The 18,375-nt window shown below is 67.5% G+C and carries 14 protein-coding genes; 9 read left to right on the forward strand and 5 right to left on the reverse strand.

Features of this window, described 5'->3' with window-relative positions; genetic code table 11:
• The first annotated feature begins 45 nt into the window (after positions 1–45).
• The 5 genes from AC5P8R_RS07580 (at position 46) to AC5P8R_RS07600 (ending at position 7,491) form a co-directional block, all read left to right on the forward strand.
• On the forward strand, positions 46–2,469 hold the full coding sequence (locus AC5P8R_RS07580; protein WP_049418832.1) for a putative bifunctional diguanylate cyclase/phosphodiesterase: 2,424 nt from the start codon (positions 46–48) through the stop codon (positions 2,467–2,469).
• Between the two features lie 109 nt (positions 2,470–2,578).
• Positions 2,579–4,243 carry a sensor domain-containing diguanylate cyclase gene (locus tag AC5P8R_RS07585; protein WP_495223225.1) on the forward strand — a complete coding sequence of 555 codons (1,665 nt, stop codon included), beginning with the start codon at positions 2,579–2,581 and terminating at the stop codon, positions 4,241–4,243.
• Between the two features lie 34 nt (positions 4,244–4,277).
• Positions 4,278–5,000, forward strand: a complete 723-nt coding sequence (locus tag AC5P8R_RS07590; RefSeq protein WP_014646467.1) for a pseudouridine synthase — start codon at positions 4,278–4,280, stop codon at positions 4,998–5,000.
• Between the two features lie 117 nt (positions 5,001–5,117).
• Positions 5,118–6,188, forward strand: coding sequence for a sensor domain-containing diguanylate cyclase (locus AC5P8R_RS07595; RefSeq protein ID WP_014646468.1), 1,071 nt, complete (start codon positions 5,118–5,120; stop codon positions 6,186–6,188).
• A 142-nt stretch (positions 6,189–6,330) separates the two neighbouring features.
• Positions 6,331–7,491 (forward strand): AAA family ATPase, encoded by a 1,161-nt coding sequence (locus AC5P8R_RS07600; protein WP_014646469.1) that lies wholly within the window; start codon positions 6,331–6,333, stop codon positions 7,489–7,491.
• Between the two features lie 30 nt (positions 7,492–7,521).
• On the opposite strand, the gene AC5P8R_RS07605 is transcribed toward AC5P8R_RS07600, so the two are convergent.
• A complete protein-coding gene (locus AC5P8R_RS07605; RefSeq protein ID WP_014646470.1) occupies positions 7,522–8,469 on the reverse strand; it encodes a DMT family transporter in 948 nt (315 codons plus the stop codon).
• Between the two features lie 79 nt (positions 8,470–8,548).
• Here AC5P8R_RS07605 and AC5P8R_RS07610 point away from each other — a divergent pair, with 79 nt between their 5' ends.
• A complete protein-coding gene (locus AC5P8R_RS07610) occupies positions 8,549–9,163 on the forward strand; it encodes a Pr6Pr family membrane protein (protein WP_032956806.1) in 615 nt (204 codons plus the stop codon).
• Here the strand turns inward: AC5P8R_RS07610 and AC5P8R_RS07615 are convergent.
• Positions 9,084–9,959: a DUF72 domain-containing protein gene (locus AC5P8R_RS07615; RefSeq protein ID WP_032956808.1), complete on the reverse strand. Its 876-nt coding sequence runs from the start codon at positions 9,957–9,959 to the stop codon at positions 9,084–9,086. The two genes, AC5P8R_RS07610 and AC5P8R_RS07615, sit on opposite strands and share 80 nt — an antisense overlap.
• On the reverse strand, positions 9,956–10,399 hold the full coding sequence (locus AC5P8R_RS07620) for a VOC family protein (protein WP_032956811.1): 444 nt from the start codon (positions 10,397–10,399) through the stop codon (positions 9,956–9,958). The genes AC5P8R_RS07615 and AC5P8R_RS07620 overlap by 4 nt, the downstream gene beginning before the upstream one ends.
• A gap of 110 nt (positions 10,400–10,509) precedes the next feature.
• On the opposite strand from AC5P8R_RS07620, the gene AC5P8R_RS07625 reads away from it, so the two are divergent.
• The 3 genes from AC5P8R_RS07625 (at position 10,510) to agp (ending at position 15,405) form a co-directional block, all read left to right on the forward strand.
• Positions 10,510–12,072: a serine hydrolase gene (locus tag AC5P8R_RS07625; RefSeq protein WP_041863194.1), complete on the forward strand. Its 1,563-nt coding sequence runs from the start codon at positions 10,510–10,512 to the stop codon at positions 12,070–12,072.
• 156 nt (positions 12,073–12,228) lie between these two features.
• Positions 12,229–14,061, forward strand: coding sequence for a multidrug efflux ABC transporter SmrA (gene smrA, locus AC5P8R_RS07630; RefSeq protein ID WP_053495330.1), 1,833 nt, complete (start codon positions 12,229–12,231; stop codon positions 14,059–14,061).
• A 120-nt stretch (positions 14,062–14,181) separates the two neighbouring features.
• A complete protein-coding gene (gene agp / locus AC5P8R_RS07635) occupies positions 14,182–15,405 on the forward strand; it encodes a bifunctional glucose-1-phosphatase/inositol phosphatase (RefSeq protein ID WP_495223227.1) in 1,224 nt (407 codons plus the stop codon).
• Positions 15,406–15,414: 9 nt separating this feature from the next.
• On the opposite strand, the gene AC5P8R_RS07640 is transcribed toward agp, so the two are convergent.
• Both AC5P8R_RS07640 and AC5P8R_RS07645 read right to left on the reverse strand, forming a co-directional pair.
• Positions 15,415–16,413 (reverse strand): polysaccharide lyase, encoded by a 999-nt coding sequence (locus tag AC5P8R_RS07640; protein ID WP_495223228.1) that lies wholly within the window; start codon positions 16,411–16,413, stop codon positions 15,415–15,417.
• 145 nt (positions 16,414–16,558) lie between these two features.
• A complete protein-coding gene (locus tag AC5P8R_RS07645) occupies positions 16,559–18,367 on the reverse strand; it encodes a DUF885 domain-containing protein (RefSeq protein ID WP_032956825.1) in 1,809 nt (602 codons plus the stop codon).
• Between the last annotated feature and the right edge of the window lie 8 nt (positions 18,368–18,375).

Consider the following 18,375-nt stretch of genomic DNA (forward strand, 5'->3'; position numbering starts at 1 on the left):
GTTCCTAAGGAGGTTGTCACCGCAGCACATTCAGGGGGATCCGGGATGGGTAGGAGTGGCACGGACCAACACAGCCGGCGGGTGCCGATGACCCGGGGGCTGGGACTGCGATTTGCGCTGTTGACCGGCATGGCGATCGGACTGGTCGCACTGTCCGCCCTGATCCAGGAACTGCAGGCGGCCTCTACTGCCTGGATCGCCGGCCAGGGCTACTGGTCGCGTGGCCAGCAGGATGCCACCGCCGCACTCAGTCGCTACCTGGCGCGTGGCGATGCCGAGGACCTGGACGACGCACGCCAGGCCCTGCAGGTGCCGTTGGGCGATCTGCAGGCGCGACTGGCGCTGGAACAGGCCGAACCGGACGAGGAGAAGGCCAGGCAGGGCTTCCTGCAGGGCGGCAATGCGCGTGCCGACATCCCACGCTTGGTGTTCTCGTTCCGCTACGCGCGCGACATCGGTGCATTCCGCGAAGCGAGCGCGTTGTGGCGGCAGACCGATGGCGACCTGATGGCGCTGCAGCGACTGATCGATGAACTGCAGCTGCGGCACGACGGCAACCTGGTGCCCGTTGCCGCACGCGACCACTACCTGCAGCAGCTGCGTGACCTGGACCAGCGGATGAAGGTGCAGAGCCAGGCGTTCTCGCAGGCACTGCTGCGGATGGCGACGCTGGTGAGGCTGGCCACGTTGATGGTGGCGGGCCTGTCGGTGCTGGCGATCAGCCTGATGGCGGTCGCCCTGGCGCGCCGCGTCGGCAAGGACCTGACCGAACACGAGAGCCGTTTCCGCGCGGCGTTCTACCAGGCCAACGTCGGCATGCTCAAGCTCGATGCCGAAGGCAAGGTGATCGAGGCCAACCAGGCGATGGCCGATATCCTCGACCATCGTCGTGACATGCTGCTGCAGCTGTCGCTGGGCGACCTGCTGATGGACGGCGAGCTGGTCATCGATGGGGTGGGCCGCATCGATTGGGACCGCCAGCTGCGCCCGAGCGAACTGCGCTTCCGCCGTCGCGATGGCAGCCTTGTCTGGGGCCGCTGGAGCGGCACCGGCGTGCGCAGCACCGGCGGTGGCCTGTCGGTGTTCGCCATCATCGAAGACGTCAGCCAGAACCATGCACTGGCGCGCGAGATCGAGCACCACGCCAGCCACGACCCGCTGACCGGCCTGATCAATCGCCGCGAGATCGAACGGCTGCTGGAACGCGCGCTGCTGCAGGTGCGCAGCGAAGGTGGCACGCACGCGCTGTGCTACATCAACCTGGACCATTTCAAGCTGGTCAACGACAGCTTCGGTCACGCCGCCGGCGACCAGATGCTGCGCAGCTTCGCCGACTACCTGGTGGCGGCGGTGCGCGATGGCGACTGGGTGGGCCGGCTGGGCGCGGACGAGTTCGCCGTGTTCCTGGCCCATGCCGGGCAGGACGAGGCCAAGCGCGTGCTGCAGCGGGTAATCCGCAACCTGGGGCAGGCGACGTTCCCGGTCAGCGAAGGCAGCCCGCAGCTGAGCTGCAGCATCGGCGTGGTCGAGGTCAGCGCCGATGCGCCGGATGTGAACTGGCTGATGAGCGCCGCCGACAGCGCGTGCTATGCGGCCAAGCAGGCCGGCCGCAACCGCGTGCACTGCTTCAACGAGAACCGCATGGCGCTGGAGGAACGGCGCCAGGAAGCCGAGCGGCTGCAGGGCGTCAGCCTGGCCATGGCCGAAAACCGCATGGTGTTGTATGCGCAGCGCATCGCCCGCGTCGGCGATCCCTCCTACCTGCACTACGAGGTACTGGTGCGCATGCGTGGCAGCGATGGCAGCCTGCACCTGCCGGGCCAGTTCATGCCGGCGGTGGAGCGCTATGGCATGGCCGTGGCGCTGGACCGGCACGTGCTTGGCCTGCTGTTCCGGCACCTGCAGGTGTGCCCGGCACACGTGCGGCAGCTGGGCCTGTGCAATGTCAACGTTTCGGCGCAGTCGATCGCCGAGCCCGGCTTCCTCGCCTTCGTCTGCGACCTGCTGGAGCGCAACCGCGCGCTGGCCTCCAAGCTGTGCTTCGAGATCACCGAGACCGCTGCGATCAGCAACCTCAGCCAGGCGCGTGCCTTCATCGATGCAGTGAAGGCGCGTGGCTGCCGGATGGCGTTGGACGATTTCGGTTCCGGGCTGTCCTCGTTCGGCTACCTGCGCCAGCTGCCGGCCGACATCCTGAAAATCGACGGGGCCTTCGTGCGCGACATGGATACCGATCCGGTCAGTCATGCCACCGTGCGCGCGATCAGTGAACTGGGGCGCGAGCTGCAGATGGAGGTGGTGGCCGAATGGGTGGAGACTGCCGACGTCGCCGCCGCGCTGACCCGGCTTGGGGTGCAGGGCCTGCAGGGTTATGCGGTCGAGCGGCCGCAACCGCTGGAGCGGATGACCCTGGCCGACCTGCGGCCGGTGCGCCTGGTGGCGGTGAAAGGTCCGCCCGCCGCTGGCTGAACGCCCGTCGGCGACTTTGGTCTACACGTGGGCTGCAGCCGCGGCTGCGATAATGCCCGGCAGGGGCGACGCGCAGTGGGCGCGGGCGTAAGCAGGAACAGGACGTGGCGTGGGCGGCAGGCAGGGGCAGTACGGAACGGGAGCGGTGCTGGTCGTGCTGCTGGTGTGGTTGGCAATGCCGTGGCCGCTGTCGGCGGCCGTAGCCGAAGCCGGGCGTGACTACCTGCTGGTCGGTGCGGCGACCGATGAACCCACCCCGCATCGCGCATGCACGCCGGAGATGCTGGCGGGGCCACGGCAACACGTGCAGGTGTCCGCGCCAGCGGGCGGCTGGTCGGGCCAGCCGCAGGCACTGGACGTGTTCAATGTGTTCGCGGGCGAAGTCCGCGTGCAGCATGGGGATCGCGAAATCTGCGGCAACATGCACGATGCCCGTACCCGTGATTCCCGGTTCCGCGCAGGCATCGGCCTGGTCGCGGTGCCGCCGGCGGGCAGCCATGAACCGTTCCTGGTGTCATGGCAGACGCCGCTGAAGGCGCGCTGGGTACCGACCCTGCGGCTGGGCGCGCCCAGTCCCGTGCAGCAGAACGATACTGCCCGCCTGCTGGTGCGCGCGGCCTGCATTGCCGTGGCAATCGCACTGGCGTTGTCGGCCCTGATGGCCTTCCTTACCACCCGCGACCGCAGTTTCCTGGTCTACATCGCCGGTACCACCGTGCTGGTGCTGTGGCAGGCCATTCTCGGAGGGCTGAGCGGCTACCCCGAGCCATGGCTGCCGGTGGGTGAGCGCAGCGCGTGGTGGCTGCTGTCGTTGACCGCTGCATCCCAGGCGCTGGTGCTGCCCGCGTTGTGGCGACTGAACGGCGGCGACCGCCTGCTGCCGCGATCGCGCCCGATGCAGCTGCTGGCGCTGTGGGGATTGCTGGCGCTGGCCGCGTGGGTGCCCTGGCTGCAGCGGGACAGCCTGGCCTGGGTGGCGCAGGGCCTGCAGGTGTCCTACCTGCTGGGCTGCGGCCTGGCATTGATGGCCGGGGTGTGGGCATGGCTGCGCGGCGACCGCTGGGCGCAGGCGGGGTTGGCGGCGCTGGCACCGATGCTGGTGTTGATCCTGGCCGACGCCTGCCGCGCTGCGTGGTTGCTGGAGTACCGCGTGGAGGCACTGCAACTGTCGGTGACTTGGCTGCTGATGATGGCTGCCTATGCGCTGAACCAGCGGCTGGGCCGCCTGCGCCAGCAGCGCGATGAACTTCGCCAGCTGGCCGAGACCGATGGCCTGACCGGGCTGCCCAACCGCCGTGCCGGGCTGCAGCAGCTGGCACGGCACCTGGAACGGGTCGATCGCGAGCGCGGCCCGCTGGTGATCGGTTTCCTCGATATCGACCTGTTCAAGGACATCAATGACCGCCATGGCCACGCCGTGGGTGACCAGGTACTGGTGGCGGTGGCACGTGCATTGCGTGCCGCGGTCCGCAGCCAGGACCAGGTGGTGCGGATGGGTGGCGAAGAGTTCCTGCTGCTGATGCCGGGCATGCCGCGCGAGGCGGCATCGGCGCGTCTGGATCGCCTGCGCCAGCACCTCACCGAGGCGGCCCGGGCGCTGCAGGTGCCCGGTCTGGAGGTCACCGCCAGCATCGGCCTGGCGCAGTGGCGGCCGGGCGAGGACGATCTCGCCGCGCTGCTGCGCCGGGCCGACCACGCCATGTACGTGGCCAAGCGTGCCGGCCGCAACCGGGTATTCGACGGCGAAGAACTCGATCCGCCGCCCCCGGCATGAAGCGCAGCGGGCGGGGATGCCGGATAATAGGGCGATGACCACCCGACTCAACAAACATATCGCCGACACCGGCTTCTGCTCCCGCCGCGAGGCCGATCGCCTGATAGCCGCCCGCCGGGTCACCGTCAACGGCCATCCGGCCGGCACCGGCGCGGTGGTGGGCGAGGAAGACCAGGTGCTGGTCGACGGCCAGCCGCTGCGCGCGCGCGTGGCCCGCAAGCCCGGTGCCCGCCGCCATGTCTACATCGCGCTGAACAAGCCGGTCGGCGTCACCTGCACGACCGAGACCTCGGTCAAGGGCAACATCGTCGACTTCGTCGGCCATGAACAGCGCATCTTCCCGATCGGCCGCCTGGACAAGGAGTCCGAAGGCCTGATCCTGATGACCAGCAACGGCGACATCGTCAACCAGATCCTGCGCGCCGAGAATGGCCACCAGAAGGAGTACCTGGTGGCGGTGAACAAGCCGGTCACCGACGAGTTCCTGCGTGGCATGGCCCGTGGCGTTCGCATCCACGACCAGATGACGCTGCCGTGCAAGACCTCGCGCATCGCCAAGTTCGGTTTCCGCATCACCCTGCAGCAGGGCCTGAACCGACAGATCCGCCTGATGGCGGCCGAGTTCGGCTATCGGGTGACCCAGTTGCGTCGCGTGCGCATCGACAACATCAAGATCGGTGCGCTGAAGCCGGGCCAGTGGCGCAACCTGACCGAGCAGGAGCTGCAGGGCCTGCTGCCGAGGCAGCTGGACTGGTAAACGGCTTCTGTAGAGCCGAGCCCGTGCTCGGCTGCTCTTTTGTCCGGGTGCAGCCGAGCATGGGCTCGGCTCTACATCAGCTAGACTTCGCGGTGACCTGCCGGAACGTGACGCTGCATGATCAAGCCCGACAAGCCTGCCAATGAAGCCCTTCGGCTTGAGGCGCTGTACCGCTACCGTATCCTCGATTCGGAGCGTGAAAAATCCTTCGACGACCTGGTGGTGATCGCCAAGGCGGTCTGCGGCACCTCGATGGCGGCGGTGACCCTGATCGACGTCGAGCGGCAATGGTTCAAGTCGATCCAGGGCATCGATGCGGCAGAAAACCTGCGCAGCGAATCGATGTGCGGCCACGCGATCCTGCAACCGCAGCAGGTCATGGTGGTCGAGGACGCGCTGCAGGACATCCGCTTCCACGACAATCCGGTGGTGGTGGGCGATCCGCACATCCGCTTCTATGCGGGCGCGCCGCTGATCAGCTCCGATGGCCTGCCGCTGGGCACGCTGTGCGTATTCGATGCGCAGCCACAGCACCTGGCCAGCGACAAGGCTGAAGCGCTGGCGGCGCTGTCGCGGCAGGTGATGCTGGTGATGGAACTGCGCCGCTTCGCGCTCGACATCCAGAAACACATGCTGGAGCGCGATGACTACGAGCGACTGCTGTCTGAGTACCAGGACGTGCTGCTCGCGCAGAATGCCGACCTGGCCGAGCAGAGCCGCACCGACGCGTTGACCGGCCTGCCGAACCGCCGTGCGATGGCGGCAGCGCTGGAAGAGGCGGTGGCGGTGAACGGAGACCAACCCGGGGTGGCCTGCGTCGCGCTGCTGGACATCGACCATTTCAAGCACATCAATGATTTCCAGGGCCACGCCACCGGTGACCGCGTGCTGGCCGAACTGGGCGTGCTGCTGCGTTCGCATTTCGCCGGTCGCGGCATGGCCGCGCGCTATGGCGGCGAGGAATTCGTGGCGGTGATGCCGGCTACCGACCTGCGCACCGCCGAACTGCAGTGCGAATTCCTGCGCCTGGCCGTGGCTGATCTGCCGCTGGGATTCCCGGTCACAATCAGTATTGGAGTGGCCCAGCACCAGCCCGGTGAAAGCGTGGATGACACGCTGGCACGTGCCGACAAGGCGCTATACCGGGCCAAGGGCAATGGCCGCAACCGGGTGGAAGTGGCCGGCTGAAGCATCTGCCACCCGCGCGGTAAACGGATGCCGCTCCAGTAGATCAACGCGACGCGTGGATGCTGTCACCGATTCACATCGCGTCGCAGCTCCTGCGATCAGAACCGGGCAGCATGATCCGCTGGTTCCCCGGACGCCGACCATGCTGCAGACCCTGGCCATCGCCCACTATCGTTCGCTGCACGGGCTCGTACTGCCGTTGCAGCAGTTGAATGTGGTGACCGGTGACAACGGCAGTGGCAAGTCCAGCCTGTACCGTGCCCTGCGCCTGCTGGCAGAGACCGCGCAGGGCGGCGTCGCGGCGGTGCTGGCCCGCGAAGGCGGGCTGGGCTCGGCGCTGTGGGCGGGTCCGGAAAAGATGGACCGTCGGGTTGCTGCCGGCGAAATCCCCCTGCAGGGCGGCCCACGCCAGGAATCGGTGGGATTGAAGCTGGGCTTCGCCACTGACGAATTCGGCTACGCCATCGATCTGGGCTACCCGCCGCCCAGTCGATCGGCCTTCGCACTGGACCCGCAGATCAAGGCCGAGGCGATCTGGGCCGGCCCGTTCCTGCGCAGCGCCAACCTGCTGGTCGACCGTCGTGGAGCGATGGTGCGGCAACGCCATGCGCGCGGCTGGGATCTCGTGGATGACCGGTTGTCGCTGTTCGACAGCCTGTTCACCCAGGTCGGCGATCCGCAGCGCCTGCCGGAAACCATCGCCCTGCGCGAGTACATCCGGCGTTGGCGCTTCTACGATCATTTCCGCAGTGATGCCGATGCCCCGGCGCGGCAACCGGCGATGGCCACGCGCACGCCGGTGCTGCATCACGACGGCCGGGATCTGGCGGCGGCCTGGGTCACCATCCTCGAGATCGGTGACCCGGTGGCGTTGGCACGCAGCGTCGACGATGCGTTCCCGGGCGCCACGGTCGGCTTCGAGGAGCTGGATGGACGCTTGGCGCTGCGTTTCCACCAGCCTGGGCTGCTGCGGCCCTTGTCGATGGCCGAACTGTCCGACGGCACGCTGCGCTTCCTGCTGCTGGCCGCTGCGCTGCACACGCCGCGTCCACCGCCGCTGCTGGTGCTCAACGAGCCGGAGACCAGCCTGCATCCGGACCTGCTGCCGGCGCTGGCGCGGCTGATCATCGCAGCCAGTGCGCGCAGCCAGGTATGGGTGGTGTCGCACGCCAGCCGGCTGATCGCGGCGCTGGAACAGGCGCCAGGGTGCCATTCGCTGCATCTGTACAAGGAACAGGGCCGCACGCTGTTGAGCGGGCAGGGCCTGCTGGATGCGCCGGCCTGGCATTGGCCGCAGCGTTGATGCGGCCATCCACGCCATGCGTGGATGCACTCAATCGGCGATGTTGCGCGCCTCGGCCGTGCCAAGAATCTCCGGATGCTGCACCGGCTTGCGGCGGTTCAGCAGCGGATGCAGGAACACGGCGCCTACGATGATCGCCACGCCGAGGTAGAACCACGGGGTGACTTCGTGCTGCTCGCGCAGCAGCACCACCGCCAGCACCACCGCATAGACCGGCTCCAGGTTGGTCACCAGCTGCACCGTGTAGGCGCTCAGGTGGCGCAGTGCGACCAGGGCCAGGGCAAACGGCAGCAGCGTGCAGAACCCGGCCAGCACCAGCAGCAGGATGCCGTCGTGCAGGTCCGGGACCACCCACAACGGGCTGGCCAGCGCAGGCAGCAGGTAGGGCATCAGCGGCGCCAGCAGGGTCAGGGTGAGGGTGCCCGCACCCAGCTCCAGCGCGGTGACCGTGAGCGGATCGGCGTGGCTGACCATGCGCTTGTTGAGCGAGCCGAACACTGCCACCAGCAGCGCCGAGATCGCGCCGATCAGCACACCCAGGCGCATGCCGTCGGGCACGCCACCGACCACCAGCGCGACACCCGGCAGCACCGCCAGGCCGAACGCCAGTTCACGCAGCTGGAATGGCCGCTTGGCCACCCACGGTTCGATGATCGAGGTGAACACCGGCGCCAGCGCGATGCAGGTGGCGGCCACCGACGCATTGGCCAGCTTTACCGCACCGTAGAACGTCAGCCAGTGCAGGGCGACCAGGGCGCCGATGCCGGCATAACCGGCCACCAGCCGCACTGGCAGCGTACGCAGTCCACGCCAGACCCGCGGCAGCAGCGCCAGCATCGCCGTCACCAGCAGCATGCGCCACCACACCAGCGGCAGTGCGGGCAGGGTGATCAGCTTGCCGAGGATGGCGGTGACGCCCCACAGCAGGACACAGAAGTGAATCTGCCACAACGCTTTGCGGGTGTCGGGTGTGCTCATCCGCCTATTGTGCGGCAATCGCACGGCCGCCGGCGATGCCTGTGGCATGCTCGCGGAAACTCGCCAGGGGAACCCCGCAATGGCTGCCAACCGTTCCGCCCAGCGTGCATGGGCAGCGCTGACTGCACTGATGGCGGCCACCTCGTTGCTGCTGCAATACCTGTTGCTGCTGCATGGCCCCGGGGCGGCTGCCGGGGTCGGCATGGCGACGCTGCGCTTCGTTGGTTACTTCACGATTCTCAGCAACCTGGCGGTGTGCCTGGGATGCGTCCGGCTGATCCGTGCGGGTGTGCTGAACGCGACTGTCGCCGCGGCGATCGCGTTGTGCATCGGGGTGACCGCGTGCATCTACGTGCTGGCGTTGCAGGGGCTGTGGCAACCCACCGGGCTGCAATGGTGGGTCGATGCCGGCCTGCACTACGCTGTGCCGGCGCTGTACCTGCTGGGGTGGTGGTGGCTGCTGCCGCATGGCGCGCTGCGCTGGCGCGCACTGGGCGGGGTGCTGCTGGTACCGCTGGTGTACCTGGGCTGGGCGATGCTGGTGGCCGAAGTGACAGGACAGGCGCCGTATCCGTTCCTCGAACTGCAACGCCTGGGGCTGGCGGCGTTCCTGCTCAACGTGCTGCGCGTTGCGAGCGTGTTCGTGGTGGGGTGGACCCTGCTGTGGGGGCTGGACCGCTGGCGCTGTCGATGAGGCGCTGCAGGGCCATCGCTGCCGCCGGGTTGCGCGCTTTGCCTGCGCCGATGCACAGCAGGTAGACCTCGCGCGGGGCCTCCGCAGCGGGCCCGGCCAGGCAGGGCAGGTCATCCACGGGTTCACCGCGTGACCAGCGGCGTGCGCGTTCGGCCCAGCGTTGCTGCACGGGCGCCGGCAGGCCCTCGTTCAAGCGGGCCTGGCTGCGCTTGATCCGCGCATAGACGAAGCCGGCACTGACATCACCGTGCAATGGCGCCTCGTCGCTGTCCTCGATCACCAGCGCCACGCCATGGCGGCGGGCGGCGTCGACCAGTGCCGGGCCATGTGCCTCGGCGTTGCGGACCTCCAGCGCATGCTGCAGCGGCACCCCGTCCAGCTGCTTAGGCAGCTGTGCCATCAGCGCCTCCAGTGCATCGGCGTCGGCCGGGTGGCGCGGATCGAACTGCCACAGCAATGGGCCGAGCCGGTCACCGAGCGCCAGTGCCGCCTGCAGAAACGGTGTGGCCGCTTCCACGGTGCTGGACAGGTCGCGTCGCTGCACCAGGTAGCGCGGCGCCTTCATCGAGAAGCGGAAACCGTCGGGTGTCTGCGCAGCCCATTGCGCGCACTGGGCCGCAGTTGGCGTGCGGTAGAACGTGCCGTTGATCTCGATGCAGCGCAGGGCGCGGCTGGCGTGGGCCAGTTCCTCCCGCTGCGGCAGGCCTGCTGGATAGAACACACCGCCGCGCCATTCGGGAAACACCCAGCCGCCGATGCCGCAGCGGATCTCTGCCTGCCGGCCGGCCGTGGTCACTGGCCGTGGTCCGTGCGCCACGGGTCGTAGCTGCCGAACCACCACAGGTAGCCTTCCGGGTCGGCGCAGGCGTAGCCGCGTCCGCCATAGTCCTGGTCGGCGATGTCGATGATGATGCGGGCACCGGCGGCCTTGGCCCGCGCGTAGTGCGCATCGGCATCGGTGACGATCACGCAGGCGCTCTGGGTCTGACGTCCGCCGACCTCGTCAGGCAGGGCAGCGTGTTTGCTCCACGCACTCTGGTTGCTGGCCGAGCCCAGCATGATCATGCCGCTGCCGAAGGTGAGCTGCGCATGGAAGACCGTATCGCCATCGGCGTAGACGGCCTGGGCATGGAAGCCGAAGGCGCGCTGCAGCCAGTCGATGGCGGCCTGCGCGTCGCGATAGCGCAGGCACGGAATGATCGTGGAGCCGCTGCTGGGTTGGCCGTTCTCGCCCATGACACCCCTCCTATGGCACAGGGCAGGATGCGCCGCCGGACGTTACCATCCCGCGAAACCCCGGTGACGGCCTGCACATGGCCGCCACCCCTGTTCGGAGATCGTGCTGGATGAAACCCTGGATCGGAGGAGCCGTGCTGCTGGCGTGCACGACCATGGCGAGCGCGGCGACCCCGCCGCCGCTGCAAGACCTGGATGCGACCGTCGAGCGCGTGCGCGCGCAGTTCGACGTGCCCGGCATTGCCGTAGCAGTGGTCAAGGATGGCGAGGTGGTGCTGGAGCGCGGCTGGGGCGTGCGCGAGCAGGGCAAGCCGGAACCGGTGCAGGCCGATACGCTGTTTGCCATTGCGTCCAACACCAAGGCGTTCACGGCCACCTCGCTGAACCTGCTGGCGGAAGAGGGCAAGTTGAAGATGGACGACAAGGTGATCGACCACCTGCCGTCGTTCCGCATGTCCGACCCGTTCGTGACCGGGCAGATGACGATCCGCGACCTGCTGTCACATCGCAGCGGCCTGAGCCTGGGCGCCGGTGACCTGCTGTTCTGGCCAACCACGTCCTACAGCAACGCCGAAGTGGTGCAGCGGCTGGGCAAGGTGCCGCTGAAGGGCGGCTTCCGCGAAAGCTATGCCTACGACAACATCCTGTACGCGGTCGCCCAGCAGGTAATCGAGCACGTCTCGGGCGTGAGCTACCAGCAGTTCCTGCAGACCCGCATCTTCGACAAGGTGGGCATGGCCGGCACGCGCTACAACGCCGACCACCTGAAGCCGGGTGACACGGCGGCGGTCGGCCACGCCAAGTACGATTTCAAGGACCTGCGCACCGTCGCACCGCTGACCTGGTCGAACAATGCCGGCGCCGGTGGCATTTATTCCAGTGCGCACGACATGGCGCGCTGGATGCAGGTGCAGCTGGCCGAAGGCAAGCTGGCCGACGGCACTGCGCTGTTCAGCGAAAAGAGCCAGCAGCAGATGTGGCGGATGATCACCCCGCAGTCGATCCCGGCGCCGAGCGTGCCGGAGCTGGCACCGGCACGGGCCAACTTTGCCGGCTATGGCGAAGGCTGGAGCCTGAGTGACTATCGCGGCCGGAAACTGGTCTGGCACACCGGTGGCTGGCCGGGCATGGTCTCGCGCTTGACCCTGGTGCCGGGCGAGAAGCTGGGCGTGGTGGTGCTGACCAACCAGGAAGTGGGCGCGGCGTTCAACGCGATCACCCTGAGCGTGCTTGATGCCTATCTGGGCGGCGACAAGCACGACTGGGTGGACGCCTATGCCAAGGCCGTGGCCAAGGGCCAGGACAAGGCCGACGAGGCCTGGGCCAAGCATCAGAGCGCGCGCGACAAGGGCAGCAGGCCGTCGCTGCCGCTGGCCGGCTACACCGGCACGTTCCGCGACCGCTGGTATGGCGACATGCAGGTCAGTGCCGCAGGCAAGGGCCTGCGCCTGCGCTTCATGAAGACCGCGCAGCTGAGCGGCCGCCTGGAGCACTGGCAGCACGACACCTTCATCGTGCGCTGGGATGACCGCTCGCTCAACGCCGATGCGTTCGTGAACTTCAGCCTGGACCCGGACGGCAAGGTGCGCGAGGTGCGCATGCAGTCGATCTCCGACCTGACCGATTTCAGCTTCGATTTCCAGGACCTGCTGTTCACCCCGGTCAACGAATGAAGGTAGTGCCGGCCGCTGGCCGGCAACCTCATGATCTTCCGAAATGCCGCGAGGGTGCCGGCCAGCGGCCGGCACTACCGGAGCGGCGGCGATCATCGGCTGGCGTACACATCCGGCGTGGGATACTTCGCCGCTTGCAAGAGGCGAGGGAGTGCGATGTTCCGTTGGTTTGAATCCCTGATCCCGGTGTTCCCGCCCGTGGATGGGCGCATGCCACCGCGCAAGGTGCTGCCGTTCTACCTGCACTACCTGCGCCCGGTGTGGCCGGTGCTGCTGGCGACCCTGATCGCCGGCCTGCTGCTGGCGCTGGTGGAAGTGGCGATGTTCGATTACCTGGGCCGCATCGTCGACATGGTCGCCGAGCAACCGGGGGCCGATTTCTTCAAGCGCCATGCCAATGAACTGGGCTGGATGCTGTTCATCACGGTCATCGCGCGGCCGATCCTGGTCGGCCTTCACAACCTGCTGGTCAACCAGGCGATCGTGCCCGGCCTGAGCAACCGCTCGCGCTGGCTGATGCACAACTACGTGGTGCGGCAGAGCCTGAGCTTCTTCCAGAATGACTTCGCCGGCAGCGTCGCCAACCGGGTGATGCAGACCGGTACCTCGCTGCGCGAGTCGGCGGTGCAGATGGTCGACTCGCTCTGGTACATCGTGGTCTACACCGGCACCGCGCTGTACCTGTTCGCGCAGGCGGACTGGCGGCTGATGGTGCCGCTGATCCTGTGGCTGCTGGCCTATGCGGTGATCATGGTCTACTTCGTGCCGCGCGCGAAGGAACGGGCCTGGATTGCGTCCGAAGCGCGTTCCAAGGCGATGGGCCGCATCGTCGATGGCTACACCAACATTCCCACGTTGAAGCTGTTCGCCCATGGCGGGCGCGAGCAGGCCTATGTGGCCGAATCGATCCAGGAACTGGCGGTCAAGCACCGCGCGCAGACCCGGGTGACCACCGGCATGGACCTGACCATCGCCATCGTCAACGGTTTCCTGATTGCCGGTACCTGCGGGCTCGCGCTGTGGTTGTGGAATGGCGGCCACATCACCGTCGGTGCGATCACGCTGGCGACCGGCCTGGTGATCCGCATCCACAACATGTCCGGCTGGATCATGTGGACCATCAATGGCATCTTCGAGGACATCGGTACGGTGCAGGACGGCATCACCACCATCGCCCAGCCGCTGACCGTGCAGGACCGCGAGGACGCGGTGCCGTTGCAGGTGACCCGCGGTGGCGTGCACTTCCAGGACATCCACTTCCACTACGGCAAGAAGGGCGGCGTGATCGCAGGCCTGGACCTGGTGGTGAAGCCGGGCGAGAAGATCGGCCTGGTGGGTCCTTCCGGTGCCGGCAAGTCGACCCTGGTCAACGTGCTGCTGCGCCTGTACGACCTGGAAAGCGGCCGCATCCTGATCGACGACCAGGACATTGCCTACGTCACTCAGGAAAGCCTGCGCCAGCAGATCGGCGTGGTCACCCAGGACACCTCGCTGCTGCATCGCTCGATCCGCGACAACCTGCTGTACGGTCGTCCGGACGCAACCGATGAGCAGTTGCGCGCTGCGGTGGCCAAGGCGCGTGCCGAAGCCTTCATCGACACGCTGGTGGATGGGCAGGGGCGTCGTGGTTACGACGCACATGTCGGCGAGCGTGGCGTGAAGCTGTCAGGTGGCCAGCGCCAGCGCATCGCCATTGCCCGCGTGCTGCTGAAGGATGCCCCGATCCTGGTGCTGGACGAAGCGACCTCGGCGCTGGACTCGGAAGTGGAAGCGGCGATCCAGGACAGCCTGGATGAGCTGATGGGCGGCAAGACGGTGATCGCGATCGCGCACCGGCTGTCGACCATCGCACGCATGGACCGGCTGGTGGTGATGGACCAGGGCCGCATCGTCGAGACCGGCAGCCACGCCGAACTGATCGTCGCCGGTGGTCTGTACGCACGGCTGTGGGCGCGGCAGACCGGTGGTTTTGTGGCCGCCGATCAATGATTGCTTTCGGGGTCGGAGCCTTCTCTGCGAGCAGGATCCGACCCTGGCCACGTATGCCTTGGGGTCGGATCCCTTTCCGCAGGAAAGGGCTCTGACCCCAACGTGTTTCCGGAGACCTGCATGATCCGACCCGTACGCTCCTTGTTGCTGGCACTCATTCTGGCCACCACGGCCGCAACTGCGGCACCGACACCGGTGCAAGGCGACCAGCTCGAGCAGGTCGTCCTGCTCAGCCGCCACAACCTGCGCGCGCCGGTGGTGGCGTCGGGCGCCCTTGCCCATGCCACGCCGGAACGCTGGCCACGCTGGGACGTAGGCCCCGGCGAGCTGACCACCAAGGGCGGCGTGCTGGAAGTCTACATGGGGCGCTACATCGGCCAGTGGCTGCGCCAGGCGCAATTGTTGCCGGCGTCGGGTTGCCCGCAGCCGGCTGACTTCCACGCCCATGCCAACAGCCTGCAGCGTACCCAGGCCACCGCGCAGTTCTTCATTGCCGGTGCGTTTCCGGGCTGCCATGTTGCGGTCGAACAGCGCATGGCGCTGGGGACGATGGATCCGCTGTTCGACCCGGTGATCCACAACGACGACGCGGCATTCCGCAAGCGCGCGCTGGCGGCAATGCAGCAGGCGCTGACAGCATCGGATCTGGCACCCGCACTGTCCGTGGTGGAGGAAATCACCCGTTACCCGCAGTCGGCGGCCTGTACGGGGCGCAGCGACTGTCATCTGGTGCTGGGCGACACGACCTTCAATGCGGAGCCGGGCAAGGAGCCACGCGCTTCGGGTTCACTGGCACTGGCCAGCGGTCTGGTCGATGCCCTGCTGATGGAGCATTACCAAGGAAGTGGCGTTCCGCGCGAAGGTTGGGGCCGCTTGAACACGGAAGGCCAATGGCTGGCGTTGGCGCAGATCCGCAACCGCTACCAGGACATCCTGTTCGGAACACCCGCGGTGGCGCGTGACGTGGCCGCTCCGCTGCTGGCGCGCGTGGATGCGTCGTTCGGTGATCCGGCGTCGCCGAAGGTGATCCTGCTGGTCGGCCATGATTCCAATATCGGTTCGGTGCTGGCGGCGATAGGAATCGGTGACTACAGCCTGCCAGGCCAGTTCGAGAAGACGCCGATCGGTGGCCTGCTGCAGTTCGAGCGTTGGCGTGACCGCCAGGGCGGTGGCGAGCGGTTCCGCCTGGCCTACGTCTATCCGACCACCGCGCAGCTGCGCGATGCCGTGCCGCTGACCGAGGCGCAGCCGCCGGGACGCGTCGCACTGCCCTTGCCGGGCTGTGACCGGCAGGGCTGCAGCCGTGCGCAGTTCCAGCAGCTGCTACAGCGGGCCCGTCGCTGAAACAGGGGGCTATCGCGGCGGCGTGCGCACGATGCCCTGCGCAGCCATCAACGTAAGGTCGCCGCCCAGCCGTGGGGAACGGAACGGTCCGCGTGCATGCGCGGCATCGAACAGGCCGCCATCGGGTGAGCGCAAGCGGTAGAACTCGACCCAGCCGCTGGCCTGCAGGGGCAGCTGTGCAACGCCGGTGTGTTCGTTGAACCATGCAGGGTCCTTGCTGCCTTCGATGACGCGGCGGGCAAGGCGGTCAATGGCGCGATCCCTGCTGGCGTACCAGTCCTGGCCGCGCAGCCGTGCCAGCTCGGCCATCATCACCAGCGGCGCCAATGCGTAGTCGTGGTAGTGCAGGGCGCGTTGCCCGCGCGCCATCTCCAGCGGCAGGCTGCCATCGTCCTGGATGTCATCGACGCCCTTCTGGAAGGCGGCGTGGCCGGCTTGCCACAGGGCATCGTCGTCGGTGGCCAGTCCGGTGGCCAGCACGCCCAGACCGCCCCAGTAGTAGTGGTTGTTGCGGCGCCGTTTCGGATTGTTCCAGTACGCCAGGTTGGCCCGGGCCAGCCTCTGCAGCCACGGATCGATGCGCGCGCGCTGCCGGGCATCTGCCTGGTCGTGCACCTTCAGGTAGGCCATCGCTACCGCATCGAGCATCCACTGCCGCATGTAGAACGACTGGTTGTTGTTGACCCGGATCATCTGCCCGAGCATGGCGCCGTCGTCGGCCCACGCACCCAGCCAGGCCAGGGTGCATTGCGCCGCCGCCCGGTCACCGGTGCGCAGGTAGTCATCGCTCATGCGCGCCACGTCGGCGGCATAGCGGTCCAGCGGCGCGGTGGCGTCCTTGTTCTGCTGGTGCAGTACCGGGTCGATCACCGAACCGGCCTTGTCGGTGTAGTAGCCCAGGGCACGGATGTCGGGCTGTCCCGCCGGTGGCGGCGGGCAGGCAGCGAAGGCACCCGCACTGGCCAGCAGCGTGGGCAGCAGGGCGAGGCGAAGCAAGGGGAGAGACATTGGAAACCGGCGGAACGGGGAATCCGGCGAACGATGCGCCCGGCCATGTTGCCGGCATGTGATGCGGCGATGGCGTGGCGATGCTGCACAAACAGAACGGCCCGGGTTTGCCCGGGCCGCTCCGTTTCACCTCACACCGGTTCGATCACTCGATCGGCTGGTCCAGCATCAGCTGGCGTGCGAAACGCACCGGCGGTGCGCCGTAGGACAGTACCTGGTCGTGGTACGCCTTCAGGTTGAACTTGTCGCCCAGCTTTTCCTGCACCGCCTTGCGGGTGTCGAAGTGTTCCTGCGCACCCACGAAGTAGGTCGGCAGCTGCGCCGAGGTCAGCTGCGCGCGCACCCACTTGCCGGCCGCTTCGCTTTCCTGCTGGAACGCGTCGTGGGTCATCAGGTGCATCGCCTTCTCGCGATCCCAGTTGTCCACGTGCACGCCCTGGTCGAGGATCGCGTTGGAGATCGTGCGCAGGTAGAACTTCAGCTGCACCAGGTGGAACAGCGGGTCGTTGTCGAGGTAGCCCTGCTCCTGCATCATGCGCTCGGTGTAGACCGCCCAGCCTTCGGCGAACAGGCCCGAACGCAGCACCGCACGCAGGGTGGAGGGGAACTTGGCCGAGTGCCAGCCTTCCAGGTAATGGCCCGGGGTGCCTTCGTGGATGCTCAGCAGGTGGATCATGCGCGAGTTGTATTCACGCAGGAACGAGTCGACCTGCTTCTCGTTCCAGTCGTCCGGAATCGGCGACACGGCGTAGAAGGTCTTCAGGTTCTTGTCCAGCGGGCCCGGAGAATCGCAGTAGGCCACGGCCACGCCACGCTGGAATTCCGGCATCAGGATGATGTCCACCGGCGCATCGGGCAGGGTCACCAGGTCGTGCTCGCGCACGAACGCGGTGGACTGCTCCAGCGCGGCCTTGGCATCATCGACTACCTTGTCGCGCGCCGGCTTGTCGGCGTAGGCCAGTTCCAGTGCGGCCTCGATCGCCTTCTGCTGCTGCTCGTCGGTCGGCTGGGCCGGCATCTCCGGCGCACCCGGCTTGTCCTTCAGTACGGTCTGCGCGATGCCGTACATGTCCTCGCGCACGCGCTTGAGTTCGGCGCGTGCACGCTCACCGATCTCCTGGCGCGACAGCGAGGAGCTCAGCGCGAACTTCAGCTTCTGGTCGTACTTTTCCGCACCAATGCGGAAGTCGCCCTTGGCGTTCGGCACCAGGGTCTTGTCCAGCCAGGTCTGCTGCTCGTCCACGGCCTTCTTCAGGCCGTCGATGGCGGCCTGCAGGCGCTGCTGGTCGGCCTGCGGCAGTTCGCCGATGTGCGGGGTGATGAAGGTATCGACGATGCTGAGGATGCCCTTGTTCTGCTTGGCCACCGTCTCGGCATGGATCTTCGGAACGCGGGCCGGATCCAGGTTCTCGCGTGCCTGGGCGAAGATCGCCGGCAGCTTTTCCATGCGCGCGGTCGCCGACTTCAGGCGTTCCGGCAGCGGCGCGAACTCCCGGGCCATCAGGCCATAGATCGCGCTGCCGGCGATGCCGTTGTACAGCTGCGGGTCCCACTTGCCGGACTGGAGCACTTCGGCGTTCCAGATTTCCGACTGCAGCTGGTTGCGCAGGATCGCCGCGTCCACCTGGTTCTCGCGGCCCAGCTTGGCCACCTCGATCTTGTCCAGCTCGCCCAGCAGCGCCTTGTAGGCGGCCACGGTCTTCTGCTGGCCGGCGGCGCTCAGGTCGTCCAGTTCGCTGTCGTAGCGGTGGTCACCGATCTGGGTGGCGCTGACCGGCGACAGCTGCATCCAGGTGTCCAGGGCGCGCTTGGACAGATCGGCGAAGGCGGCATCGACCGCCGCGTCACCGGCCTGCTGGCTGGTGGCCGGGGTGGAAGCGTTGGTCGGGGCGTCGGCAGGCTGGCAACCGGCCAGCGCAGCGACCAGGGCGAGGGCAAGAAGATGCGGGCGCATCGGCATTC

The organism is Stenotrophomonas sp. YJH_SMC_73 (assembly GCF_059370155.1).